This is a genomic window from Dyadobacter sp. 32, assembly GCF_902506755.1.
Lineage (GTDB): Bacteria > Bacteroidota > Bacteroidia > Cytophagales > Spirosomataceae > Dyadobacter.
The window spans coordinates 2,968,852-2,994,013 of sequence record NZ_LR735258.1; the positions used below are offsets into that span (position 1 = coordinate 2,968,852).

The window sequence follows — 25,162 nt, forward strand, 5'->3', positions numbered from 1 at the left end:
CGATGAAGCTTCATGCCAACAGCTATAAGCCAGGACAGACTTAATGAATCCAACTGAAATACAAGCAATAAAAAATCGATTCGGGATTATTGGCACATCGCCCGTCCTGAATCATGCCATTAACGTGGCCATACAAGTGGCAGCGACTGATCTCACGGTGCTTATCACTGGTGAAAGTGGAAGCGGTAAAGAGTCTTTTTCCAAGATCATCCATAGTATAAGCGCCCGGAAACACGGGCCATTTATAGCCATAAATTGCGGCGCCATTCCGGAAGGCACCATAGATTCCGAACTTTTCGGACACGAGAAGGGTGCATTTACCGGTGCTCTGGACTCCCGTAAAGGGTATTTCGAAACCACAAACGGCGGTACCATCTTCCTGGATGAAGTTGGTGAAATGCCCATGAGTACGCAATCCCGCTTACTTCGTGTGCTGGAGAATGGCGAGTATATCCGCGTAGGTTCATCCAAAGTGCTGAAGACCAACGTACGCATTGTGGCTGCCACCAATGTCAATTTGCTGGAGGCAGTCAATAACGGGAAGTTTCGGGAGGATCTTTATTATAGGCTCAATACAGTACCTATTTATGTTCCGCCCCTGCGCGACCGTGGCGAGGACGTACTGCTACTTTTCAGAAAATTCACCAACGACTTCTCCGAAAGATACCGTACAAAACCCGTAAGACTTGATGCTGACGCACGTGGCCTGCTGATGCAATATGATTTTCCGGGAAACATTCGCCAGCTAAAAAATATTGCCGAACAAATCACCATCCTAGAAACCGAGAAAGACCTTCCTATTGTCGCCCAGACTTTAAACAATTACCTCAATCCGGTACAACCTGCTGGCCGGAAAGCACTGGTTCCGATCAGGCAGGCCGAAGACTCGTTTTCGGAAAGAGAACTTCTCTACAAGGTTCTTTTCGATATGCGCAGAGACATGACCGAGCTTAAAAAACTGGTCAGAAACGTGCTTGAAAATGAAAAGTATGGTGGCGATATTCTGAAAGACCATCAGGAACTGTTTAGCTCACTGAACAACAATGAAGCGAGTATTGTGACACCCACGCTGGAACCTTCCCGGTTGCTGACTCCGGTGCCGCCCAGAACCGTTGACCTCGACCGCTACTCCGATGAGCGAAGCGAAATTGAAGATGTCATCCACACCGCCGCCGAAGAGGAATCGCTATCTCTCGAGGATAAAGAAAAGGAAATGATCATCAAGGCATTGCGAAAAAATAACAACAAAAGAAAATATGCGGCCAGCGCGTTAGGAATATCTGAGCGTACGTTGTATCGGAAAATTAAACAGTACGATATAGAGGAATAGACCATGACAAATGAATTATTCAAAATGACTCTCGCAGCAGAAAAAATGGGCAGGTATCTCTCCTCGAAAAAGAGATTTTTTATACTACTTTTCATTCTTCATTCTTCATTCTTCATTTCAGGCTGTGGGATATATTCCTTCACCGGCACCAGTTTGTCGCCCGACATCAAGACCTTTACAGTAATCAATTTCACGATGGGTACAGCGGGCGGACCTACCAATTTACCCCAGAAACTGACTGAACAACTCAAGGAATATTTTCAAAAAAACACAAGCCTGACCCAGTTACCCAATGGTGGTGATCTGATACTGGAAGGTTCCATTACCGGGTACGAAGTTACCGCAGCAGCCCCTACCGCCAATGACCAGGCGGGGCTAAACCGCCTGAATATGACGGTTCAGGTGCGTTTTACAAATGGCCTGGACGAAACAAAAAACTTTGACCAATCTTTTTCCTATTACGCCGATTTCCCTCAGGACCAAACGCTTAATCAAAACGAAGCACGTTTACTTCCCACACTGTTGGACAATATCGTGCAACAGGTCTTTAACAAATCAGCAGCGGACTGGTAATTGGAGCCGGCTTTTTATAACTTCATCTCTTTATTACAAAAACATAACATCACCTTAATGGCCATTATTGACAAGGAAACTTTCAGCCATCTTGTAAAACATCCCAATGATGTTGACCTGGACGTAGTATCGAAACTGGAGGCAACCGTAAAAGCTTTTCCTTATTGTCAGATATCCTACTCATTACTGGCGAAGGCATCGGTTATTCTCAATCCGGAAGGCCTCAATGAAACGAAGCCTAGAGCTGCGGCATATGCATTAAGCCGGATTGCCTTACAACAGTTGGTGGAAAGTGGTAATGAACGATACGATCCTACGCTGATCCATGAGGAAATTGCAGGTGAGGTATTAATACCCGAACCTGATCCGCAGGACAGCGAAGATATCATCATAGGGCTGGTGAGCCAGGAGGCAGGCCTATCCGCCAGTGAGCGGACCGAAGAACAAAAAAGACAGCAGAAGATCATTCAGGGATTCATTAAAAGTAACCCCCGGATGGCGTCGATCAAACTGGAGAACGCCATAGAAGCAACTCCTATGGACCTTACGGGCCGTGTGGCATACGAAGGACAGGGATCTATTGAGACAGAAGCGTTTGCAAAAATTCTGGTCCGACAAGGAAAAATCGAGAAGGCAATGGATATATATCAGAAACTGATCTTGAAAAAACCAGAAAAAAAGAATTACTTTGCGAAAAAATTAAGCGAATTACACCAATTGGGAAAGTAATCCCTTGTAGCCCGACTTAGATTATCATCATTTCATTCATTTTATACTGTTCTAACCATGTATTTGGGTCTTATTATTCTTGTTGCAATTGTTGCGGTATTGTTAATTTTAGTGGTGTTGGTTCAAAACTCAAAAGGAGGTGGACTGTCAAGTGAGTTTAGCAGTGCAGGTACCACACAAATGTTTGGCGTTAAAAAGACCACCGATTTATTGGAACAAATTACCTGGGGTCTTGCCTCTGCTATTATTTTAATATCTCTTGCCTCTTACATTATGGTGGGTACCGCAAGTGATGGCGGCATCAAGAGTGTAAATATCGAAAAAGCAAAAACAATTCAGCTGCCAGGTGGAAATATACCCCAGGCTCCGGCTCCTACTGGTTCTAACGCTACGCAGGAAGCTCCTGCTGCTGCGGATACCGCTAAGAAATAATCAATCTTAAATAAATAAGGGTTCAAATCTCAGTCCACTGATATTTGAACCCTTATTTATTTTCAATCCCGGAAGATTTGATCCTTTAAGCTACATTCAGGTGTTTTATCATCAAATGTTTGGCAACCGGGAGCAATGTTTCATGCAATGGGTAATGATGCCTGGATTCGACCACGTAGGTGGCGGGATTGGGTAATGACCGGTCTCTCTGAACCAGATCTATTTTTATCTGCTCCACTGTATTTCCGATACCGGTTCTGATGGTGTCTACAAAGGCGGTCTTAAGATATCGCTCCCTCATTTCGTTGTAGAGGGCAACCTGATACCGGAAAATAGAAACCATTCTTTCCAATCCATTTACAAAAAACAGATACCCTTCGTCTAATCGTAGGGGAACTATCCCTAACGGAGAAATCTGTATACGCTCTCCAATCTCTGAAAATATGTCGGCTCCCTTATCCCATGATTTCGACAATTTTGGAATGGCAAAATCGAGAATGTAATTCAGCTCAGTGAGATAGGGATCATCTTTTACGGTCTCTTCGTACACAGGACGCCAGGTCCTGGTATCCACGCCTTTCAGATCTTTGGGAAATGCGGAGTGAATGGACTGCTTTTTCGCCCTCAACATCACACAGGAATCAAAATGGAATTTTAGTTGAGGTAAGTGAGGATAAAGCTTATGATAGGTAAACTCCTGCTCAATGTGCTGAAGATACGCCAGCAAAACGTACTTTTTGTACTCAAAATCAAAAACTCCCTCGGTCAACCAATCGTTGTGCAATGTAGTCATCGTATGCTGTGGCTTTGATCGTCCGAAAATTTAATCATTTTAAAGCGAAAAGCAAACGAACGTACTTTTATGACAGCTTTTTATCCTAAAAATTATAGTGCAGCCTCGTTGTGTCCAAAACTGTCAGACTATCACTGAAAAAATGTCAGACGAAACCGTCTGGCACAGATTGTGCTTGTTGAGTAGAAGTCAAATTAAATTACTGACAACTTAAAATAAACGTTAAATATTTATGTCAACTTTAGCAGAAATACAAGTAAGCGTACAACCTCTGGCTGACCGTGTTCTTGTAGAACCAGCCCAAGCCGAAGAAAAAACAGCATTTGGTATCATTATTCCTGATACTGCAAAAGAAAAACCACAACGTGGTACAGTTGTGGCCGTAGGACCCGGAAAAAAAGACGAACCTCTTACTGTAAAGGTAGGTGACACTGTATTGTACGGAAAGTACTCCGGAACTGAATTGGCATATGAAGGAAAGGACATCCTGATTATGCGTGAATCAGATATTTATGCCATAATTGGTTAATATCTGTCAGGTTATCTTTAAAATTTAAAGTTTATTCAAATTATTAAAAGTTATGTCTAAGAAAATATTTTTTGATACAGAAGCCCGCGACAAAATAAAAAAGGGCGTAGATACATTGGCCGACGCCGTTAAAGTAACCTTGGGACCACGTGGCCGTAACGTGGTAATCGACAAAAAATTTGGTTCACCAAGCATCACCAAGGATGGTGTTACCGTGGCAAAAGAAATCGATTTGAAGGATCCCATCGAAAACATGGGTGCTCAGTTGGTGAAAGAAGTTGCTTCTAAAACTGCAGATTCAGCAGGTGATGGTACTACTACTGCCACTGTACTTGCACAGGCGATTTATTCTATCGGCGTGAAAAACGTAGCGGCAGGTGCAAATCCAATGGATTTGAAACGCGGTATCGAAAAGGCTGTTTCAGTGATTGTTAAAGATCTTGAAGCACAAAAGAAAAATATTTCTACTTCGAAAGAAATCGCTCAGGTTGCTACTATTTCTGCTAACCATGACGAGGAGATCGGTAACATGATCGCCGAGGCGATGGAGAAAGTGGGTAAAGAAGGTGTAATCACTGTTGAAGAAGCTCGTGGTACTGAAACAGAAGTTAAAACTGTGGAAGGTATGCAGTTTGACCGTGGGTACCTATCCCCTTATTTCGTTACCAATACTGAGAAAATGGAAGCTGATCTTGAGCGTCCATACATTTTGATCTCTGAAAAGAAAGTCTCTTCGATGAAAGAGCTTCTACCTGTATTGGAAGCAGTTGCTCAAACAGGTCGTCCTTTGCTTATTCTGGCCGAAGACGTTGACGGAGAAGCTTTGGCTACATTGGTAGTGAACAAAATTCGCGGCGCTCTGAAAGTGGCTGCAGTGAAAGCGCCTGGCTTTGGAGATCGTCGTAAAGCTATGCTTGAAGACATCGCTGTAATCACAGGTGGAACCGTAATCAGCGAAGAACGCGGATTCAAACTTGAAAACGTAACTTTGGATTATCTGGGTACTTGCGAAAAAGCAATTATCGATAAAGACAATACAACTTTGGTAAACGGAGCCGGAAATTCAGACGATATCCAGGGCCGTGTAAATCAAATCAAAGCACAGATCGAAAACACAACTTCTGATTACGATCGTGAAAAACTTCAGGAGCGTCTTGCTAAATTGTCAGGTGGTGTTGCCATCCTTTACATTGGTGCTGCCACAGAGGTAGAAATGAAAGAGAAAAAAGACCGCGTTGACGATGCATTGCATGCAACCCGCGCTGCTGTGGAAGAAGGTATCGTTGCTGGTGGTGGTGTGGCTTACATCCGCGCTACTGCTGCACTTGAAGGCCTTACAGGAAACAACGAAGACGAAACAACGGGTATCAACATTATCCGCGTTGCGCTTGAGGCTCCTCTAAGAACAATCGTTTCTAACTCAGGACAGGAACCATCTGTTGTGGTACAGAAAGTGAAAGAAGGTACTGGTGCCTATGGTTACAATGCCAAAGACAATGTATACACCGATCTTCTGGAAGCTGGTATCATCGATCCTAAGAAAGTTTCACGTCTGGCTTTGGAAAACGCAGCCTCGATTGCAGGCCTGTTGTTGACAACAGAATGTGTTATCGCTGACGAACCGGAAGAAAATGCTGGTGGTGCTGGTGGACACAGTCATGGTGGCGGCATGGGTGGAATGATGTAATTCGTTCAACACAACATATATAATAAGAGAGGCTGCCCCAGAAAGGCAGCCTCTCTTATTATATACAGGTTTAGCGCTGATATTGATCATGATTTGTCTGTTTCATCCATTTTATATTTGACACAGTTCAAATTCAAAATCAGCAAATCGTATGAAACGCAGAGAGCCTGTATCGAAAATCATGACAGAAAACGTGTGGACCGTCAACATCAATGACAATCTTCACGAAGTGGTTGAATTATTAAAAAAGAGAAAAATCCGTCATGTTCCGGTACTTGATGGAAAAGAAGTTTGTGGCATCATCAGCAAAACGGATGTAAACCGATTGACATTCAGTTCACTATTTGACAATCAGGAGGGTGCCGATGAAGCTGTCCTTACGATGCTTTCCATCCCTCAGGTAATGACACACAAACCGCGACTGGTCGAAGCCGATCAGCCCATCAAAGAGGTTGCAGAAATTTTTTCAAAGGAAGAATATCACGCTTTACCCGTGATAGACCAGCAGGGAAATCTGACGGGCATCGTCACCACCACAGATGTAATCAGGTACATGCTGGATCAATACTGATTTTAATACAAAATAAAAAAATAGTCGTCCGGAAAATCCAGGCGACTATTCACTTTACTCAACGTTATGAAAAACTTCTCCGTTAAGACGAAGCTTTCAAATTCTGGTCACACCAAATTTTTTAAAAAACCAGAAAAAATTTATCCAGATTAAACTATACAATTTAAGAATTTGATATTCAGCAGGTTAATAAATAAAATAAAGTTTAAATGAGCCTTGACTTATCAAAAAATTAATGGCTGGTTTTGCAAAAGTTGTCGGTAAGGTTTACGGCTAAGACAACATATTTCCATCCTGCATCACCAGACGCCTGTCTGCCATTTCTGCCAGATCCTCGTTGTGCGTCACAATGACAAACGTATGTCCCAGTTCATCCCTTAACCGGAAGAATAAATGATGGAGATCCAGCGCACTTTGAGAATCCAGATTTCCACTTGGCTCATCGGCTAAAATAACGACCGGCTTATTTAATAATGCTCTTGCAACGGCGACCCTTTGTTGCTCGCCACCGGATAGCTGAGACGGCAGGTGGTCCATTCGTGAAGACAAACCCAGGAGATCCAGTAGTTCTTTCCCCCTCTTTACGATTTCACTCTCCCTCATATTCGTATTGATATATCCGGGCATACACGCATTTTCAAGTGCCGTAAATTCCGCTAAAAGATTATGGAACTGAAAAATAAATCCAATCTTTTCATTTCGGAATCGGGCAAGTTCCTTGTCCTTCAATTCAAATACGTTTGTGTCCTGAATGAAAACCTGCCCTCCTTCAGGCCTGTCGAGTGTTCCCAGAATATGCAAAAAAGTGCTTTTGCCAGCCCCCGAAGGACCAACGATCGCCACCACTTCACCTGGCTTCACTTCCAGGTCAATTCCCTTGAGCACTTCCAATGAACCATAGGTGCGCTTAATGCCTTTTGCGTGAAGTAAATTCATAATTGGAAAAGATAATTGAACGAAAAACTTCGCCCGTTTTGATTAATTCCTTAATTTGCCGTGAAAATACCAATTTACTTTTATACTCATGAATATTCACGAATATCAAGGCAAAAGCGTTCTGAAAAAATACGGTGTTCGTATTCAGGAAGGGCTTGTAGCCGACACGCCCGACAAGGCGGTAGAAGTTGCACGTGAGCTTAGCCAGCAAACAGGTACCAAATGGTATGTGGTTAAATCGCAAATTCATGCCGGTGGGCGTGGAAAAGGCCGAATCGTTGGCACCGACCAGCGGGGTGTTGCGCTAGCCAAATCTGTTGAAGATGTGAGGACAATATCAAAAAATATATTGGGTAAAGTTCTGGTGACACACCAAACCGGCCCCGAAGGCAAGCGAGTAAACAAGGTACTTATTGCAGAAGATGTGTACTATCCAGGCCCAAGCGAGCCAAAGGAGTATTATCTTTCTATCCTGCTGGATCGCGCCAAAAACTGCAATGTGATCATGGCCAGTACCGAAGGCGGAATGGACATTGAGGAGGTAGCTGAGCATACCCCTGAAAAGATCATGAAAGAATGGATCGACCCCAAAGTGGGTCTTCAGCCTTTCCAGGCCCGTAAGGTGGCATTTGCACTGGGACTGGAGGGAGATGCATTCAAGGAAATGGTAAAATTCATAGGCTCGCTGTACAAAGCATACGTTGAGAGTGACTCTGCCATGTTTGAGATCAATCCCGTTCTTAAAACGTCTGACAACAAAATCCTTGCCGTAGATGCGAAAGTGGATCTTGATGATAACGCGTTGTTCCGTCATCCTGAACTGGCAGAAATGCGCGATACCAATGAAGAAGATCCTTTGGAAGTAGAAGCAGGAGCCAACAATCTCAACTATGTAAAACTTGACGGAAACGTGGGTTGCATGGTGAATGGTGCTGGTCTTGCCATGGCTACAATGGACCTTATCAAGCTTTCGGGCGGCGATCCGGCCAACTTCCTGGATGTTGGGGGTGGCGCGAACGCCAAGACTGTGGAAGCTGGATTCCGCATTATCTTGAAAGATCCGAATGTGAAAGCAATCCTTATCAACATTTTTGGCGGGATTGTACGTTGCGACAGGGTGGCTGCCGGTGTTGTAGAAGCGTACAAAGCAATCGGCGAAATCCCTGTGCCTATCATTGTTCGACTTCAGGGTACCAATGCCGAAGAAGGCGCTCGAATTATTAACGAATCAGGATTAAAAGTTTCGTCGGCAATTGAGTTCAAAGAAGCCGCTGCGAAAGTATCGGAAATACTTGCTGAATTAGAGGGATAACATACCGGATAATAGATATATGTTTCAAAAAAGACCGCTATTAAGCGGTCTTTTTTGTTTTCTGAGAAATAACTTTTTTCTTTACCTCTTGCAATACAAGTAAATCTCTCACGGCTACGCATGCCTCAGCCGTGATCAACGAACGGAAACTTCTATAAAAATGAAAAGTATTCTACGAAAATGTTCTAAAATTCTTGTTGGTTTCTTATTACTGACTGGCATTAACATTACTGAATTAAAAGCCCAGGCCCAACTCACCAACCTTCCGACACTATACATTACGACAGCAGATGGGGGAGATGTAGTAAGCAAGGAAGATTATCTGCCAGGCGCTCTGAAAGTGGTAGGATCGGCCGGCACGCCGGGTCTTTATGATGGCCCCATTGAAATACGGGGTCGGGGTAACTCTACCTGGGGTTTGCCTAAAAAACCCTACAGAATTAAACTTGCAACCAAATATAACCTTCTGGGGCTTCCTGCCAATGAAAACAAATGGGTGCTTTTGGCCAATTATCAGGACAACACCCTGATCAGGAATTGTCTTGCATTCGAACTTGGTCGGTTTGTAGGTTTTGCCTTTACACCTGCTTTTCAACTTGTAGATGTCTATCTGAACGGGTCCTATAAAGGCAATTACTTACTCACCGATCAGGTCGAGAGAGGTAATAACAGAGTCTCGCTCGACAAGTTAGAAAAACTGGATATCACAGAACCTAAAATATCGGGCGGGTATATGTTACAGGCCGAAATGTACGCGGATCAGGAACCGATCAATTTCAGAACAGGACAAGGGATGGCGATGGCGGTTAAATATCCTGATGATAAAGACATCAGTGACGAACAAATAAATTACATCAAGAACTATTTCAACAGCTATGAAAGTAAGCTGTTTTCTGCTCAGGCGCTTGATCCCGTTTTAGGATATAGGCCCATGAACGACCGCACATCACAGGTCAACTGGTACATCGCCACGGAGCTCACCGGTAATCCCGACTCCTATCTCAGCATTTATATGACCAAATTAAGGAATGACCCAAAAATCTATTTTGGGCCCATGTGGGATTACGATGCGGCATTTGGCAACTATTCCAATTATTTGGGCAATACGACCTACAAAAGAATGTCAAGCGAGGCATATGGGAGAGGATTTGCACAGCAAATGCTTCTGGATCCTGAGTTCAGAGCTGCCATCAAAATCAGATGGAATGAATTAAAGGCGGCAGGAATTGCGGCACACCTCGACAACAAGATCATTGCTCTTGCCAGTCAGGTATCCGCATCGCAGGTCCAAAACAAAACCGTTTGGGGTTACAGTAATCCCGAAAACCTGCCCAACTTCGGCTCTAAACCCTATCAGGACTTTATTACCGAATTGCGTGCCTACGTGAAAAATCGCATCGCTTATCTGGATCAGCAATTTAATGATCAGATCAGAACCGATATGTATTACAAACTTTTAAACAGAACGGTGCCCAAAGTAATTGATTTAAACAATACGGGGCTTTTGGCTGTTTCTCAGTCGGAATCCGCCTCGCCGCTTTCTCAACAATGGTTATTCCTGCCCGTGGATGTAGCCGGTGTGAGATATTACCGCATTCAAAATCGCCTGTCCTCACAATATCTTACAGCACCATCCTTGCTAAACGAGCAGCTAAAGCTAACCTCTGACCCACAGGTAGATGCGCAATTGTGGAAACCGGTAGGTACAGACAACAATGTTTATTACGGCTTTACCAACAAGTACAGCAATCGCTCAATACAAAATCCCAACGGGGACAATGTGACGCAAAGCTCACAAATCGTTGCTGATCAACCACAAATACAATGGACCCTGGTACCATTCGAACTTACTTCAGGACCACTTCCTGTTACGATCTTTGGGCTCGAAGCCAAATCACAGGAATCCCATGTCAGACTCAGCTGGAATGTATCCGAAAACATCAATGGGGAGAAGTTCATCATTCAACGAACCAGTGACCCGTCTGCAACCCCTCCCGACAGCATCGGACAGGTCCGCCTGCATGACTCCAACGAGGCCTCCTATCAGTTTGATGACTTATCGCCGGCAGCGAGCGTCAACTATTATCGACTAAAAATAGTGGACCTCGACGGATCCGTAGCATATAGCCGTTATGTAAAAGCTGATTATTCTATCCTACAGGACATCAGCATATTTCCTCAGCCAGCCGCCAGTTCAGTAAACATCGCTTTCAAAAGCCAATTCGAAAATCAAGGAGGGGAAATCCAGGTAATGAATTTATTGGGACAAAAGATCAGCACCATTCCGATGAGTGTGAGAAAGGGTTACAATGAATTTAAATTGACCACAAAAAATTATCCGCCAGGTATGTATGAAGTTAGGTTTTTTGTCAACAGCCAGATTTCATCTAAAAAGATGTTGATTTTGGCTGAATAAGCAGATTGCCTCAGGCTGCAACATTATATTTTTCAATCAAAAAAAGCGGCCATTGCCGCTTTTTTTGATTGACATCCACTCATCACAAGACCTGCTATCGCATCGGATTCACAATAAAGAAGACCGCATCGACTACTCCTCCTAAAAATCAAATCTCCTTTTGCAATTCCCCCGGTTACTAAACATCCCACCTTTCAATTACTGGCTTAGTACCTGATCCGATTCCGGATAAACCCGGAACGTCACTTCCAAAAATTGCAGTCAACGATTCCCTACGCTAACCCTTATATGGTATTGAAGCACAATAACCATTATGCCAAATTTGTAGCGACCAAAAAGCAAATCCGCTTACAGCGGGAACGCACCATAAACCTTTTCCTATTTCTACAATCGCTGCCAAAACCAATTACTATGGAACCGCTTTTACTGATGTTTAGACTTTGCAAACGCACCTTTTCGGCAAGACTGGGCAGATTCGTTTTATATGGTTTAATCTTACAACTGCCATGCATATTATTCAACGCCACCTTCGGACAGTCGATTCGAAAAAGCGGGCCCACGGGCAGTGAATCTTTCGGATTAAGTGTAACTGTGTTAACCAACGGCAACTACGTAGTGACAGATCCCCTGCATGATATTCCCGGGGTTACCGATGTTGGTGCCGTTCATCTTTACAATGGCTCCACACACACGCTCATCAGCACCATTACCGGATCCTCGCCGAGTGATCAGGTGGGCACCGGAGGAGTTACTGCGCTTACGAATGGGAATTTCGTAATCAGTAGTCCGCAGTGGAGGAATGGCGGATATACACAGGCAGGAGCTGCTACCTGGGGAAATGGTGTAACCGGTATTTCCGGTGTTGTAAGTTTATCAAACTCGCTGGTTGGCAGCACGCCAAATGACAATGTAAGCTCCCATGGTATCAGGGCGCTGCCAAATGGCCATTATGTGGTTGTAAGTCCTCATTGGGAACACAACACACTATTAATGAATGATGCCGGCGCAGTGACCTGGGGTAACGGAAATACAGGAACCGCAGGGGCAGTTACAGAAAGTAATTCTGTTGTAGGCAGCCGTTGGGATGATGCCGTTGGCAGTGACGGTATTACCATTCTAACAAATAACAACTATATCATTACCAGTACCAAATGGGGAGGAAGCACTCCCATCACCTCGCTTGGTGCTGTTACATGGTGCAATGGATCGGGAGGAACTGCCGGACAGGTCAGTGCCATCAATTCACTTGTAGGTAACAGTGATGGCGATAACATTGGCTCCGCAGGCATAAAGGCTCTTCCGAATGGAAACTATGTAGTTAGCAGTCCGCTTTGCCGACAAGGTGGCGTTGCGGAGGTGGGTGCTGTAACCTGGGGAAACGGAACCACAGGTACCGCCGGACTTGTCAGTGTAAGTAATTCTCTTGTGGGCAGTAGCGCTATGGATCAGGTTGGATACAGCGTTACTGGAGGCATTGTGGTACTCACCAATGGGAATTATGTGGTACGCTCGGAAAGCTGGGACAATGGCTCGATCGTAAATGCTGGGGCAGCGACCTGGTGTAACGGACTGACGGGCAGAACCGGAGTAGTGTCTGCTGTAAATTCATTAGTTGGAAGTACCAGTGAAGACCAACTTGGTGGCGGGTCAGATGGTAACGTAGTTCCGCTAAGTAATGGGAATTACGTGGTGTCAAGTCCAGGTTGGGACAACGGTGCCATTGCAAATGCAGGAGCAGTAATTTGGTGCAATGGAAGTACAGGTTCCGCAGGTATTGTAACATCGACTTCAGCCATCATCGGCGCTCAGGCCAATGACCAGATTGGACAAGGCATCACCGCTTTGACAAACGGCAATTATGTCATTTCCAGTCCGAACTGGGATAACGGAGTTACCGCAAATGTAGGGGCTACCACGTGGGCAAACGGAAGTTCACCCACATCAGGAACCATTTCTTCTACCAATTCAATCATAGGAAATACCACCAGCGATTTTTTAACTCAAAAGGTAATAGCACTGGCAAACGGCAATTACGTTGTATCAAACCAATTATGGAATGATGGAGCCACGGCAGACGTGGGTGCTGTATCGTGGAGAAATGGGACTTCACCTACCTCCGGAACCATATCTGCGTCAAATTCCCTGATTGGAAGTAGTCTTAACGATAACGTAGGCCGCAGTGTTGTGCCACTCAATAATGGCAACTATGTGGTAGGTAGCCCCATCTGGAATAATGGCGCCATTGGTGATGCAGGAGCAGTGACCTGGGGCGATGGCTCTACGGGCATCACAGGTTTGGTTAGTGCTGCCAATTCACTTATAGGTAGAAGCCCCGATGACGCTATCGGAGTCCAGGCAGGACTAGGTGTGATTAATGGTATACATCCTCTGGCGAATGGTAACTATGTGGTGGAAAGCCACTATTGGAATAATGTTGGTCTGGACCACGTTGGTGCCGTAACATTGGGAGATGGGTTAAAAGGAACAACGGGTACTGTTGACGCAAGTAATTCTTTGGTTGGAAGCACTCTCAATGATAACCTGGGATACTACTTCACAAGCCCTCTTGGAAATGGGAATTACCTCGTTCGTAGCGTAAACTGGGACAATGGATCCAACGCCAATGTGGGTTCCATGACTTTGGGAAATGGTTCGTTTGCAATGTCGGGCACCATTACGCCTTGTAATAGTGTGCTGGGGCAGGTTGTAAACGAAGGTGGTAGCCTCAAACCTGTCTACAACGAGGTAAGGGATTATCTGATTGTGGGCGCTTCGCGAGAAAACTCCATCATCATTTACAACCCTACCGGACACGATTTACCAATAAATGGGGCGGAATCTAATGTAGAGGTAATTGGAAATAACAAAATCCCGCTCCTTACCAACGGAGGCTGTAACATAGTGGCGAGCATCACACCCAATGGCAGCGAGCCTGTACGAGGCAAAGTACACGGGCAGGTGTGGATTGAAGGAACAGTACCGTCCACCACAAGCTATCCCTACGTGGCCAGGCATTATCAGATCACCCCCGAAAACAATAATTCCACTGCCCGTGTAACGCTTTATTTTACCTATAAAGATTTCTTTGAGTTCAACAGCCATCCTGAAAGCACTTTAAACCTTCCTGGAACTCCCGGTGACGCAACCGGCATTTCTAACCTTCGGGTGGAGAAGTTTGCAGGAAAAAGTAATGATGGCTCAGGACTACCTGCAAGCTACACGGAAGGCTCCGAAACCATTAACCCTCAGGATAGTGACATTATCTGGAACAGTCAACAAGAACGGTGGGAAGTGAGCTTTGATGTAAATACCGGTTTTAGCGGATTTATTGTGCATACTTACTCTAAACCCCTGCCGGTGCGCCTGATTTCATTTTCAGGCAAGGCCGGTGAACAGCATGCTCACCTGCAATGGACAATCGCAGATGCAGAAAACTTCGACCACTTTGAGCTGGAAAGAAGCATGGATGCCAAACAATTTCAGTTCGTATCAAAAATAGCCTTCTCACCCGATCAGGATCAATATGAGTTTAGTGACCTGGGTGCTGCGGGATTTACCAACACGCAGAACCTGATCTATTACCGGCTGAAGATGCTTGATCAGGATGGAACTTATGCATTCAGCAGAGTGGTAAATCTAAAATTCAATGACCCTGACCAAAACTTTGCATACCCCAATCCCTTTGTCAATGAGACAGCAATAGCGATAAAAAATAAAAATGGCCAAAAAGCCGGGATACAAATCATGGATCCGAAAGGAAACGTGGTGTTTACAAAAACCGCGATTGTGGTTGACAATAAAATCCCGCTGACCGATTTGAAAATTCCAGCAGGAACTTATGTGATAAGTGTTACCTCGGGTCTGGAAAAGATAAATATCAAGGCAGTGAAACACAATTGAATTTAATAAACCATTTTATTTAAAAACAAAACAGCAAATGAAAACGCACCTATTTTTCGCGGTTACCCTCCTATTTTTTGGTCTGAATTCGTGTAGCAAAAAAAGCTCGGGCGACATCACACCCAATGATAAACGCGAAGGAACCATATCCGTTCAGATCAACGGCACCACCTGGAGTGGGACATGCGGGGCTGTGGATGCCAAGATCGGGACAAGTGTAAATGTTACAATCGTTGGAAACAAAGAGGGGAAAAACGGGGCGAAGGACGATGTGTTAACCATTACCTTAATAGGTTATACAGGCACCGGAAGTTATCCCCTATCCGCAAATAACGGAAGCGGTATCAGCCTGATATACAACGATGTACTTTATTCAAATGATAAAAAATCCACAGATCAGCCCATCATCAAAATTACAGAAAGTGCGCTACCCACCACGCCACTAGGTCCCGGCAAACTAGCTGGGGAATTCAGTGGAACGCTGAAAAGCACGGATGGGAAAACCGTACAGCTGACTAATGGGAAGTTTCAGACAACTGATATTTTGTAAAAAAATTTAGCAGGTTACGTTTGGTGAAACCAGTCAGCCATCACGGTCCAGAGCTGATAAAAGACAATCGTGAAAAATAAGCTTACCACTCCCTGCAAACCAGTAAGCACGGTATGTGTGCGGTAAGCATCCTTGGCACTGATGCCTGTAAATTGTGACACCACCCAAAACCAGGCATCGTTGGTATGTGATACAACCATGGCACCACTGCCAACGGCCATCACCACAAATGCGATTTGGATCGGGGTAATGAATCCCAGCGAAGCTAGTAAAGGAGCCAGAATACTGGTTGTCAATACCATGGAAGAGGTTGTAGATCCCTGGGCTGTTTTAAAGAATGCAGCAATGAAGAAAGCAATCATCAGCAAATACACACCTGACATCTCATTGTGTAGCAACCACTCACTGACCATATCCTTTAAAGAAGTTTCTTTCAAAATCGCACCGAAAGCTCCTCCTGCTCCCACGAGCACCAGAGTTGTTCCGCAATGCTCGATTCCGCTTTTAAAGCATGCCGTCATGTTTGCTGCGCCATTTTTGGGAAACAGCGAGTAGCTAAAAAAAATAGCCAGTAAAAATGACACCAACGGACTCCCGAAAAACCCCAACCAGACGGCAATCTGCTCTGGGAAGTTCATTATTTTGGCAGAAGAAGCCAATGTTATCAGTAAAATGGGCAAAATGATCGGCATGAAGGCCTTCCATGCCGGAGGTAATACCCGGTTTTCCACCGTTACATTTTCAACCGCGTACTCTTCGTCTACGGGAACATTTTTAGCGTATCTCTCGGCAAACCAGGTTGATAAAAAAAGATTTGGAATTGAAATAATGAGGCCTAAAATAATAACGATTCCTACCGAGTCAGCTATCCCCAGATTACCCGCCGCGGAAAGTGGTCCCGGCGTGGGAGGCACCAAAGTATGCGTTGCAAATAACCCTCCCGACAGCGATAAGGCAATCACAGGAAGCGACATGCCGGTTCGCTTCGCCACGATCTGATTCAGCTTATGCAGGATAATAAAGCCTGAATCGCAAAAAACAGGTATACCCACGATGGCACCAATTAAAGACATGGCCAATGCAGGGCGCTTTTCTCCAAACAGGTTAAGAATCACATCAGCTACTTTGATGGCTGCACCGGATTTGTCGAGTATGGCACCAATTACACAGCCAAGGATCACCATTAAACCAATTTTGGACATCAGTTCTCCAAACCCTTTTCCAATGGTTTCAGCAAGTTTGTCAATAGGAAGACCGTCGAAAATACCAACACCTATGGCCGCCAGGAGCAAGCCGGCAAGGGGATGAAGTTTCAGTAGCGTAGAACTCAAGACTATAAAAACAACGGCAAGCAGTACTATGGCAACAATCATAACAATGGTTAAGCAGAGAGCGTGGAAAAGGAAAGTATACTCTCCTACAAGAGTTTCATTATGGCCTCGTCTCCCATGACCGCATGGGCCGGGCGCGGGCTGCTTTCATTAAATACTGACAAGTCTTTCTCCTCCAGCACTGTTGCCGGTGCTTCGTTTACCAGACCACTGGCATCCTGTACCGATTTGATGTCCAGTTTTAAATATTTCGCCATAAAAGCATACATAGCCTGGCGCTTGGACGGCCCGTAATCATGTTTTTCATCCGGTAGATGTACGTTTTCAACCAGTGCTTTTTTACCGTAAAATCCATAAACGTTCTGAATAAATGGAAATTCTACTTTCGGCGTATTCTTTGTCCAATCCCCTCCATCAGAAATCAGCAACATGGGTCTTGGAGCCGTTAATGCAGCTATTTCTACATTGTTCGTTTGATAGTCTCCCTTTTTATGAATAGGCATACCACTTTCACATACGCACCCACCAAAAAAATACGCTGAAACCATTACCGCAGGAACGGAAACCTTTACACGATCATCCAATGCAGTCAGAATGAAAGTCTGTGTTCCCCCACCCGATTCGCCGGTCATCGCAATCCGGTTCTTGTCGATACCCGGAAGTGAAGAAATAAAATCCAGAGATCTGATGCTGTTGATAGTCTGAAGTTTCAGCGCCTTAGGCATTTTATGCTCGCACTGCCTGGCATCGCCCTGTCCGATCATATCCCATACAAATACCACAGCTCCCATCCGGGCTAGCGTGGCACAACGTTTTTGGGTTTGCTCGCGAAAACGGCCATGTGGATTTTCGCCATGGCCATGCGGACATAATATGCCTGGGTAAGACTTTTGTTTTTTTAAAGGTCTATACAAATTTCCGGTGACATACACACCTGGCATGCTTTCAAATGCCACGTTCTCAATGGAATAGCCATCCATGATGCGCTTGCCATTAATAATAGGTTTCGAAGATGGTTTGGGGGGAAGTATTTGCAGTTGCATTCCTTCACGAATCTGGCTCCGGATTTTAGAAGCTCTGGTTTCCCACGCAACCTTGGAAGTAACTGCGGTTAGGTCCAGGAAAGTTTTACCCTGCGCCTCTGTAAAATAGGCTCCCTGGCAAAGCTCCGGCGATTGAGCATAACCCTGCATGGTAAAGGTTAAACAGGTAACTAGGATCGAATAAAAGATTTTCATTTAGAAAAAAATAATAAGGATTTATCGAAAAAGACCCTTTACCTCCCTGTACTACTGATACAGTACCTGAATTTCCAGAATCCGGGTCGGAAAGTAATCACTGGCCTAGGTTTCCGTGATGGATTACGGAACTGCTACATGTACATAATTTTCAATAATGTGTGCCTCAAGATAGTCCACCATCCCCTTGTATTCACCGTCAATCTGAAAATAGGCCTGCTTATCTATACACTCAATGACTGCCTTTTGAACCGACAATATTTGCAAAATTTCAGGATTAAAATCGGTGTTGCCCGTCAGTATTTTGGCTGTTTCAATGAAATCAAGCTTTTTGGCAATGACCAGCTCAAAGAAACCATCCGACATATCGCCCATGGGGTTGATACTTACTCCCGTACCGTACTTCCGGGCATTGGCGATAATAACAATCAGTGCCTCCGTTTCAATGACGCCCTGTTCGGTGGTAATCCTTACATTAAAATTTTCGTGCTCATTAAGTGTTTTTAAGGCCTCTTTGGCATAACCCAACTTTCCCCTTATGTCACTTTTCTCATAGTTTTTAACGAGCAGTGCATTTAATCCAATGTCGCTGAGATGCAAACTGATCTCATTATTGATACACACGGCGTCGATACCCTTGACATGATTTCCAAATGCGATGTTGATGGCGTCCTTCAAAGACCCGGGCAAGCCAAAATCCGCAGCGAGGCCGTTAGCCGATCCGGCTGGCACGATGGCAAATATGATATCGATATCCCTCACAGCCTCCGCCACCAGCGAGATAGTACCATCACCACCTGCAACCAAAATTCTCTCGGGCTTAAGAGTTTGCACCATGGTCCTGATCGTATCCAGGTCTTTTTCACCCGTGGTTGAATAAATCCTCAAATCATAGCCTTCTGCATGAGCCTTTTCAATTACGGCATTAAGTATTTCGTCTTTATCAACATCACCCGAAATGGGGTTCACAACCAACAAAACTTTTCGTTCTGAAAACATATTGTCTAAATTAGGGCTATCATCACTTTGTTACGGTGTAGCATGGTTCTTTTGGGGCAAACAGAATACGCAATTTAAATATAGTGCATGAACCGTTGTGACTTAAAATTATATCGTGGCTATGCAAATAAAAATGAACTGGTCGTTTTTGGGCATATTGTTGAAAAATATCCGTCCGGAGATCATAAATACACAAGAAAGGGATTTCGTTATGCCAGGACTATCCTTCAGCTTTTTTCAGTAAAAACCGTACCACATTTGCGGGTAGTGCTTCGGGTTGGAAATCTGACAGCCGAAACCAGAGCCGAAGCAGATGGTTATTTCCGATTCCAGATACCGTTCAAGGAGCCCTTGCAAGGAGGCTGGCACCCCTACGAAGTCGATGTGAATGATGAAGTGAACGGCCGGAAGCTGTTCATTACCAAACAGGAAGAATTTTTCCTTCCTTATGAAAGCTCTTATGGAATCATCTCCGACATTGACGACACTTTTTTGATTTCCCACAGCCGCCGCTCATTCAAAAAACTCTTTGTACTTCTTTCCAGGAATGTTCAGGCCCGAAAACCATTTGTGGACGTGGTCCGACATTATCAGCTGCTATCACTTGCCGGCGATAAAATCACCCAAAGTAACGCCAATATTTTCTTTTATGTTTCAAGCAGTGAATGGAACCTGTATGATATGATCGTCAGATTTGCTGAGCTCAATGGTCTGCCCAAAGCGGTACTAAAACTAAAAAAAATCAAATCGGGACTGGATGACTTTGTCATGACAGGAGGCGGTTCGCATGACCACAAGCTCAATAAAATTCAGAATATCATTGACTTTTATCCCGAACTACGATTTATACTGCTTGGCGATGATTCGCAGCAAGACCCTGAGATTTATGAAGAGATATGCAGCATGTTTCCGACCAACGTCAAAGCGGTATATTTGCGCCAGACACGAGCCCGGACAAAATTATCTGCCGAGCTCTGCCTGCAACGAATAAGAGAAATGGACATTGACACCTGCTATTTTGCACACAGCAACAAGGCAATTGCTCATTCTGTGGATACCGGCATAGTTGTCATTCCACCGCATCAGGATCCATTTGAAGCTGCAAAATAGCTAATGATTGATACCCGCAAATGGACTTTTCAACCTGCTCAACCAAATCTGCAAACCCCCTCTGTTTCACATTTGCATTGGATTTTGCACTTGAAAACTGTAAATATCGACCGGAATCTAAACCCGTAGTCATTGAAAAATATACTGATTGTAGAAGATGACCGCCGTATCGCACAGAACATATACCGCGGACTTACTGCCGAAAGTTTTGAAGCAGAGATTGCCTATGATGGCATTACGGGAAAACAGATGGCACTTGACAAAAAATTTGACCTGGTCCTTCTTGACGTGAATCTACCGGGCATGAAAGGGTATGAGGTTTGCCAGCAAATACGCATTTACAAGCCTTCGCTGCCCATCATCATGCTTACGGCCTATGGAGAAATCGAGGATAAGGTAGAAGGGCTCAACAGAGGAGCGGATGACTACATTGTTAAACCTTTTGATTTCAGAGAGTTACTGGCAAGGATCAACGCTGCTTTACGCATTGCCGATCTGAGAACTCCGGCCGACAAAGAGGGAAAAACCCTTCGGATTGCAGATCTGGAATTGAACATGGCTACCAAGGAAGTAGTTCGTGCGGGTAAATCCATCGAACTCACTGCGAAAGAATTTGCACTACTGGAATATTTGCTGCTCAATCGTGGTCGTGTGGTGTCCAAAATGGATCTGGCCGAACATGTGTGGCACCTCAATTTCGACCCGGGAACCAATGTGGTGGAAGTATATATCAATTACCTGCGTAAAAAAGTGGATAAGGATTTTGCTACCAAAATAATACACACACGCCCCGGCCTGGGATATATCATGAAAGAAGAAAGCTGATTATAGGCGATTTATTTTCTAAAAAACTGAAATACAGTACTTCCAAAGATTGAACCTGTGAAGATAAAAAACCGGATTGCTATACAGTTCACGATGATGGTGGCGGTTATTTTACTGCTATTTTCCGTTGCTATCTATACGGTGTCTTCGAGGTACCGGCAAGAAGAATTCTATGACCGGCTCAAAAGTAAAGCCCGCACTACCTGCCGCCTACTGGTGAAGGTCAACGGCATTGACAAAAACCTGCTTAGAGTAATTGACCAGAATACCCTGACCGAAATGCTGGATGAAAAAGTGCTGATATTCAATTCTGAAAATGAGCTTATTTATTCAAGCGTTGACGATAAAATGATTTCTTATCACGCCAACCTATTAGCCGAGGTACGTCAAAAAAAAGAAATCGAATTTCTTCAGGGAGAAAGTGAAACCATCGGAATCCTGTACGATGAAGGCGACGAACCCCTGGTCGTACTGGCTTCGGCCTTCGATAAGTTTGGGAAAAGCAAGCTTCAGAACCTGCTGCAAACACTGGCCTGGGGACTAACCGGCGGCATATGCCTTACGGTAATTCTGGGGATTTATTTTGCAGGCAACTCTTTAAGGCCCATAAGCAGAATAAACGAACAAGTATCGCTGATAACCGCTCAAAATCTGGACAAAAAACTGGATGAAGGAAACCGGAAGGATGAGATTGCGCAGCTGGCAATCAATTTCAACACAGTGCTTTACCGTCTTCACAAAGCTTTTGAACAACAGAAAAGCTTCGTTTCTCACGCTTCGCATGAACTACGGACTCCGTTGGCAGCACTCAAATCGGAGGTTCAGCTGGGGCAACGGTTCACACTTGGGAATCCTGAACTTACCGAGGTGTTTGACAATCTCTTTTCTGATACCGAACGCCTGATCAGCATCACCAATAACCTGCTTTTTCTGGCCCGGTCCGTTGAAAACATGGGGAATATCAAAACCTCACAGGTCCGGATTGAAGATATTTCTTTCCTTGCTAAGGAAGAACTGCTGGCCGCGCATCCTGATTACAAGATCATAATCGACTACGATACTATTCCTGAAAACGAAAATGACACGGTGATTCAGGCCAATGAAGAACTTTTGAAGCGGGTATTATTAAACCTCATGGATAACGCATGCAAATATTCCGCCGACCATACCGCCAAACTTTTCATTGCAGCCGACAGTAAACAATGCATTGTAAAAGTAACGGATCATGGCATTGGCATCAGCGCCGACGACCTGCCGTTTATCTTCGATCCGTTTTACCGATCCGCCCACTCCAGCGAAGTTCCGGGCTTTGGAATAGGCCTTTCCATTTGCCAGCGCATCGTGGACTTACACCATGGAACACTTTCGGTAACCAGCCAGTTAAGCCACGGAAGCACTTTTACACTTCAATTGAGGCACATCTGACTATTCTAATTTTTTTCTAAGACTATTTTAAGGGTGCTATAATAACAGCTGCCGTAGTTCGCATCATTCAACACCGAACTATGCGAATTTACACATTAGGATTTCTGCTTTGCTTCTCGTCATGGGCACGGGCGCAGGACAGGCTTCAAATATCCATCCGACAGGCCGACAGCCTTTTTTTACAAAACAACCTGCTGGTTCTTGCAGAAAAATATCAGATCGACATTGCCAAGTCTATTGAGATCCAGGATAAACTCTGGAATAACCCTACCCTAACCGCTGAAATCAGTGCGTACAATCCGTCCCGGGGCTTTTTCGACGTGGGTGGTAAAGGTCAGAAGGCGTTTAGCATCCAGCAGATGCTCACCCGTGCCGGTAAGCGAAACAAACAGGTGGCTCTGGATATTGAATCGACCCGAAAAAGTGAATTTCAGTTCTACGATCTGATCAGGACTTTGAAATTTGAACTCCGCGAAACATTTTTCGAATCGTACTTTTTGAGCCAAACTATCACCCTGTATGATAACCAGATCGCCACGCTCAACACAACCGTTGCTGCATTTGAAAAAGAATACAACAGAAAGAATATTTCTTTGAAAGAAGTTGTCAGGCTGAAAGCCCTTCTTTTTCAGCTTACAAATGATCGCGCTGACATCCAGTTCGAGTTGCAGGAAAACCAACGTGGCTTAAAAACGCTGCTGAGCACCGAATTGCCCATACGACCAATTGTAGATAGCACAGATATAGAACGATATATACTGAAAGATCTAAACCTTGCCACGCTCAAAGACAAGGCCTTACAAAGCCGTTCGGACTTAAAAGTAGTTCAATCGTCGACCAAACAAGCTGAACTGAACTACACGCTGCAAAAAGCGCTGGCGATACCCAATATTCAGATCGGTGCTACCTATGACCAGGCCAGCAATTATCAGAACAACTATGTGGGCATTTCTGCCTCCATGGACCTGCCATTCTTCAACCGCAATCAGGGGAATATACGTGCGGCAAAGAGCAATATCAGTTATTTCAAAACCTCGGAAAATGCAAAAGTAAACAGTGTAAACAATGAAGTGGATGCCGCTTTCCAAAAAGTAAAGGTGGCCGAGCTTGCCTATCAAAGTGTTGAAAGTCACTTCACGGAGCAATTTCAACTACTCAATAAAGGAATTTACGATAATTTTCAAAAGCGTAATATATCCCTGCTCGAATTCATTGATTTCATCGAAACGTACAACGAGAGCATTAAAGAACTAAACCGGTTGAAGGCGGATCGTATCAAAGTTTACGAAGAGCTCAATTATGTAGTCGGTGAAGAGCTGTTCAATTGATTTCCAAAAAGTCTTCCTCATGGCTTACGCCATTCAAAACCATTTTCATATGAAAAGTACTCATTATATCGTTCTGCTTGCCACATTGGGTGTCTGGGCGTCCTCTTGCACCAAAAAAACAGAAAATCAGGAAGAATCCAGGGCCTTTATGCTCTCGGATACCATGATGAACCGGATTACACTCGACACGGTCAAAACGGAAACGGTTCGCAACGAACTGACGCTCGTCGGCAAAGTGGTGCCAGACGAAAACAAGGTGATTAAAATTTTCCCGTTGGTGGGAGGAAACGTAGAAGAGGTAAATGTAGAGCTTGGCGACAACGTAAAAAAGGGGCAGAAACTGGCTACGATCCGCTCCGGCGAAGTGGCCGATTTCGAGCGCCAGTTGATCCAGGCACAGTCAGATCTACTCATTGCTCAAAAAAACCAGTCTTCCACTGAGGATCTTTTCGAGAGCAAGCTCGTCCCCGAGCGGGATGCCATTACGGCTCGCCAGCTGGTAGACAAAGCACAGGCTGAACTGGCGCGAATGAAAGAAATATTTTCCATATATGGACTCGGAAAATCAACCAATTATACCGTCAAATCGCCCATAAATGGTTTTATTATCGATAAAAATGTTAATCGAGGAATGCAGCTCCGATCCGACAATTCCGAAAGCCTTTTTACGGTTGGCCAGATCACCGACGTATGGGTAATGGCCAACGTCAACGAAAGTGATATCCCGCGCGTGCAGCTGGGCATGTCTGCCGATGTGCGCACGATCAGTTTTCCGGATGAAATTTTCAAAGGAAAAGTGGACAAAATTTACAATGTGCTTGACCCTGAAACCAAAGCCATGCGCATCCGGATTCAGCTCCAGAATGTAGGTTTCAAACTTAAACCCGAAATGCATGCCACAGTATTGCTGAATTTTGAAGAGAATCAGCAAATGCAGGCGATACCATCCCAATCGATCATTTTTGACCGGAGTAAAAACTGGGTGATGATCTTTCATAGTCGTAGCAATATTGAAACCAGGCCGGTGGAAGTGTATCGGTCTCTGTCCAATCGAAGCTACATCAGTGCCGGCTTAAAACCCGGTGAGACTGTCATTTCAAAAAACCAGCTGCTGGTCTACGACGCACTCAACGACTGATTCGATGGGT

21 protein-coding genes are annotated in these 25,162 nt (G+C 44.6%); 16 read left to right on the plus strand and 5 right to left on the minus strand.

The window, feature by feature from the left end; genetic code table 11:
* Positions 1 to 43: 43 nt before the first annotated feature.
* From DYADSP32_RS12085 to secG, 4 genes are read left to right on the plus strand one after another with little or no spacing between them, the layout of a single operon-like run.
* Positions 44 to 1,330 carry a sigma-54-dependent transcriptional regulator gene (locus tag DYADSP32_RS12085; RefSeq protein WP_149242495.1) on the plus strand — a complete coding sequence of 429 codons (1,287 nt, stop codon included), beginning with the start codon at positions 44 to 46 and terminating at the stop codon, positions 1,328 to 1,330.
* A 24-nt stretch (positions 1,331 to 1,354) separates the two neighbouring features.
* Positions 1,355 to 1,903, plus strand: coding sequence for an LptE family protein (locus tag DYADSP32_RS12090; protein WP_414617711.1), 549 nt, complete (start codon positions 1,355 to 1,357; stop codon positions 1,901 to 1,903).
* 57 nt (positions 1,904 to 1,960) lie between these two features.
* On the plus strand, positions 1,961 to 2,632 hold the full coding sequence (locus DYADSP32_RS12095; protein ID WP_149242494.1) for a hypothetical protein: 672 nt from the start codon (positions 1,961 to 1,963) through the stop codon (positions 2,630 to 2,632).
* Positions 2,633 to 2,689: 57 nt separating this feature from the next.
* The gene (gene secG, locus DYADSP32_RS12100) at positions 2,690 to 3,064 is read left to right on the plus strand and encodes a preprotein translocase subunit SecG (protein ID WP_149242493.1); all 375 of its coding nucleotides are present in this window, start codon (positions 2,690 to 2,692) and stop codon (positions 3,062 to 3,064) included.
* Between the two features lie 85 nt (positions 3,065 to 3,149).
* Here secG and DYADSP32_RS12105 read toward each other — a convergent pair whose 3' ends face one another.
* Positions 3,150 to 3,857, minus strand: a complete 708-nt coding sequence (locus tag DYADSP32_RS12105) for a hypothetical protein (protein ID WP_149242492.1) — start codon at positions 3,855 to 3,857, stop codon at positions 3,150 to 3,152.
* A 232-nt stretch (positions 3,858 to 4,089) separates the two neighbouring features.
* Between DYADSP32_RS12105 and groES the strand changes: the two genes are divergently transcribed.
* The 3 genes from groES to DYADSP32_RS12120 all read left to right on the plus strand — a co-directional run bounded on the left by groES (position 4,090) and on the right by DYADSP32_RS12120 (position 6,644).
* Positions 4,090 to 4,386: a co-chaperone GroES gene (gene groES, locus DYADSP32_RS12110; RefSeq protein WP_149242491.1), complete on the plus strand. Its 297-nt coding sequence runs from the start codon at positions 4,090 to 4,092 to the stop codon at positions 4,384 to 4,386.
* A gap of 52 nt (positions 4,387 to 4,438) precedes the next feature.
* Positions 4,439 to 6,073, plus strand: a complete 1,635-nt coding sequence (gene groL, locus DYADSP32_RS12115) for a chaperonin GroEL (RefSeq protein ID WP_149242490.1) — start codon at positions 4,439 to 4,441, stop codon at positions 6,071 to 6,073.
* A 151-nt stretch (positions 6,074 to 6,224) separates the two neighbouring features.
* The gene (locus tag DYADSP32_RS12120; RefSeq protein WP_149242489.1) at positions 6,225 to 6,644 is read left to right on the plus strand and encodes a CBS domain-containing protein; all 420 of its coding nucleotides are present in this window, start codon (positions 6,225 to 6,227) and stop codon (positions 6,642 to 6,644) included.
* A 273-nt stretch (positions 6,645 to 6,917) separates the two neighbouring features.
* On the opposite strand, the gene DYADSP32_RS12125 is transcribed toward DYADSP32_RS12120, so the two are convergent.
* The gene (locus DYADSP32_RS12125; RefSeq protein ID WP_149242488.1) at positions 6,918 to 7,580 is read right to left on the minus strand and encodes an ABC transporter ATP-binding protein; all 663 of its coding nucleotides are present in this window, start codon (positions 7,578 to 7,580) and stop codon (positions 6,918 to 6,920) included.
* A gap of 88 nt (positions 7,581 to 7,668) precedes the next feature.
* On the opposite strand from DYADSP32_RS12125, the gene sucC reads away from it, so the two are divergent.
* The 4 genes from sucC to DYADSP32_RS12145 all read left to right on the plus strand — a co-directional run bounded on the left by sucC (position 7,669) and on the right by DYADSP32_RS12145 (position 15,758).
* Positions 7,669 to 8,892 (plus strand): ADP-forming succinate--CoA ligase subunit beta, encoded by a 1,224-nt coding sequence (sucC, locus tag DYADSP32_RS12130; protein ID WP_149242487.1) that lies wholly within the window; start codon positions 7,669 to 7,671, stop codon positions 8,890 to 8,892.
* Between the two features lie 160 nt (positions 8,893 to 9,052).
* Positions 9,053 to 11,308 (plus strand): CotH kinase family protein, encoded by a 2,256-nt coding sequence (locus DYADSP32_RS12135; protein ID WP_149242486.1) that lies wholly within the window; start codon positions 9,053 to 9,055, stop codon positions 11,306 to 11,308.
* A gap of 411 nt (positions 11,309 to 11,719) precedes the next feature.
* On the plus strand, positions 11,720 to 15,208 hold the full coding sequence (locus tag DYADSP32_RS12140) for a T9SS type A sorting domain-containing protein (protein ID WP_414617712.1): 3,489 nt from the start codon (positions 11,720 to 11,722) through the stop codon (positions 15,206 to 15,208).
* 37 nt (positions 15,209 to 15,245) lie between these two features.
* Positions 15,246 to 15,758, plus strand: coding sequence for a DUF6252 family protein (locus DYADSP32_RS12145; RefSeq protein ID WP_149242484.1), 513 nt, complete (start codon positions 15,246 to 15,248; stop codon positions 15,756 to 15,758).
* Positions 15,759 to 15,772: 14 nt separating this feature from the next.
* Here the strand turns inward: DYADSP32_RS12145 and DYADSP32_RS12150 are convergent, their stop codons facing one another.
* The 3 genes from DYADSP32_RS12150 to DYADSP32_RS12160 all read right to left on the minus strand — a co-directional run bounded on the left by DYADSP32_RS12150 (position 15,773) and on the right by DYADSP32_RS12160 (position 19,326).
* Positions 15,773 to 17,131 carry a GntP family permease gene (locus DYADSP32_RS12150; RefSeq protein WP_149242483.1) on the minus strand — a complete coding sequence of 453 codons (1,359 nt, stop codon included), beginning with the start codon at positions 17,129 to 17,131 and terminating at the stop codon, positions 15,773 to 15,775.
* Positions 17,132 to 17,175: 44 nt separating this feature from the next.
* Positions 17,176 to 18,327, minus strand: coding sequence for an acetylxylan esterase (locus DYADSP32_RS12155; RefSeq protein WP_149242482.1), 1,152 nt, complete (start codon positions 18,325 to 18,327; stop codon positions 17,176 to 17,178).
* 123 nt (positions 18,328 to 18,450) lie between these two features.
* A complete protein-coding gene (locus DYADSP32_RS12160) occupies positions 18,451 to 19,326 on the minus strand; it encodes a diacylglycerol kinase family protein (protein WP_149242481.1) in 876 nt (291 codons plus the stop codon).
* 87 nt (positions 19,327 to 19,413) lie between these two features.
* Between DYADSP32_RS12160 and DYADSP32_RS12165 the strand changes: the two genes are divergently transcribed.
* The 5 genes from DYADSP32_RS12165 to DYADSP32_RS12185 all read left to right on the plus strand — a co-directional run bounded on the left by DYADSP32_RS12165 (position 19,414) and on the right by DYADSP32_RS12185 (position 25,152).
* The gene (locus DYADSP32_RS12165; RefSeq protein ID WP_149242480.1) at positions 19,414 to 20,436 is read left to right on the plus strand and encodes a phosphatidate phosphatase App1 family protein; all 1,023 of its coding nucleotides are present in this window, start codon (positions 19,414 to 19,416) and stop codon (positions 20,434 to 20,436) included.
* Between the two features lie 132 nt (positions 20,437 to 20,568).
* On the plus strand, positions 20,569 to 21,261 hold the full coding sequence (locus DYADSP32_RS12170; RefSeq protein WP_149242479.1) for a response regulator transcription factor: 693 nt from the start codon (positions 20,569 to 20,571) through the stop codon (positions 21,259 to 21,261).
* Between the two features lie 57 nt (positions 21,262 to 21,318).
* Positions 21,319 to 22,686: a sensor histidine kinase gene (locus DYADSP32_RS12175; protein ID WP_149242478.1), complete on the plus strand. Its 1,368-nt coding sequence runs from the start codon at positions 21,319 to 21,321 to the stop codon at positions 22,684 to 22,686.
* 80 nt (positions 22,687 to 22,766) lie between these two features.
* A complete protein-coding gene (locus DYADSP32_RS12180) occupies positions 22,767 to 24,014 on the plus strand; it encodes a TolC family protein (RefSeq protein ID WP_149242477.1) in 1,248 nt (415 codons plus the stop codon).
* Positions 24,015 to 24,063: 49 nt separating this feature from the next.
* Positions 24,064 to 25,152 (plus strand): efflux RND transporter periplasmic adaptor subunit, encoded by a 1,089-nt coding sequence (locus DYADSP32_RS12185; RefSeq protein WP_149242476.1) that lies wholly within the window; start codon positions 24,064 to 24,066, stop codon positions 25,150 to 25,152.
* Positions 25,153 to 25,162: the final 10 nt, after the last annotated feature.

Excerpts from the sequence above, each read along its gene's own strand:
- DYADSP32_RS12180 (WP_149242477.1), top strand. The coding sequence starts at position 22,767 with ATGCGAATTTACACATTAGGATTTCTGCTTTGCTTCTCGTCATGGGCA.
- DYADSP32_RS12125 (WP_149242488.1), bottom strand. The coding sequence starts at position 7,580 with ATGAATTTACTTCACGCAAAAGGCATTAAGCGCACCTATGGTTCATTG.
- groES (WP_149242491.1), top strand. The coding sequence starts at position 4,090 with ATGTCAACTTTAGCAGAAATACAAGTAAGCGTACAACCTCTGGCTGAC.
- DYADSP32_RS12140 (WP_414617712.1), top strand. The coding sequence starts at position 11,720 with ATGGAACCGCTTTTACTGATGTTTAGACTTTGCAAACGCACCTTTTCG.
- DYADSP32_RS12150 (WP_149242483.1), bottom strand. The coding sequence starts at position 17,131 with ATGATTGTTGCCATAGTACTGCTTGCCGTTGTTTTTATAGTCTTGAGT.
- DYADSP32_RS12145 (WP_149242484.1), top strand. The coding sequence starts at position 15,246 with ATGAAAACGCACCTATTTTTCGCGGTTACCCTCCTATTTTTTGGTCTG.
- groL (WP_149242490.1), top strand. The coding sequence starts at position 4,439 with ATGTCTAAGAAAATATTTTTTGATACAGAAGCCCGCGACAAAATAAAA.
- sucC (WP_149242487.1), top strand. The coding sequence starts at position 7,669 with ATGAATATTCACGAATATCAAGGCAAAAGCGTTCTGAAAAAATACGGT.
- secG (WP_149242493.1), top strand. The coding sequence starts at position 2,690 with ATGTATTTGGGTCTTATTATTCTTGTTGCAATTGTTGCGGTATTGTTA.
- DYADSP32_RS12160 (WP_149242481.1), bottom strand. The coding sequence starts at position 19,326 with ATGTTTTCAGAACGAAAAGTTTTGTTGGTTGTGAACCCCATTTCGGGT.
- DYADSP32_RS12135 (WP_149242486.1), top strand. The coding sequence starts at position 9,053 with ATGAAAAGTATTCTACGAAAATGTTCTAAAATTCTTGTTGGTTTCTTA.
- DYADSP32_RS12185 (WP_149242476.1), top strand. The coding sequence starts at position 24,064 with ATGAAAAGTACTCATTATATCGTTCTGCTTGCCACATTGGGTGTCTGG.
- DYADSP32_RS12085 (WP_149242495.1), top strand. The coding sequence starts at position 44 with ATGAATCCAACTGAAATACAAGCAATAAAAAATCGATTCGGGATTATT.
- DYADSP32_RS12090 (WP_414617711.1), top strand. The coding sequence starts at position 1,355 with ATGACTCTCGCAGCAGAAAAAATGGGCAGGTATCTCTCCTCGAAAAAG.
- DYADSP32_RS12095 (WP_149242494.1), top strand. The coding sequence starts at position 1,961 with ATGGCCATTATTGACAAGGAAACTTTCAGCCATCTTGTAAAACATCCC.
- DYADSP32_RS12105 (WP_149242492.1), bottom strand. The coding sequence starts at position 3,857 with ATGACTACATTGCACAACGATTGGTTGACCGAGGGAGTTTTTGATTTT.
- DYADSP32_RS12120 (WP_149242489.1), top strand. The coding sequence starts at position 6,225 with ATGAAACGCAGAGAGCCTGTATCGAAAATCATGACAGAAAACGTGTGG.
- DYADSP32_RS12155 (WP_149242482.1), bottom strand. The coding sequence starts at position 18,327 with ATGAAAATCTTTTATTCGATCCTAGTTACCTGTTTAACCTTTACCATG.
- DYADSP32_RS12165 (WP_149242480.1), top strand. The coding sequence starts at position 19,414 with ATGAACCGTTGTGACTTAAAATTATATCGTGGCTATGCAAATAAAAAT.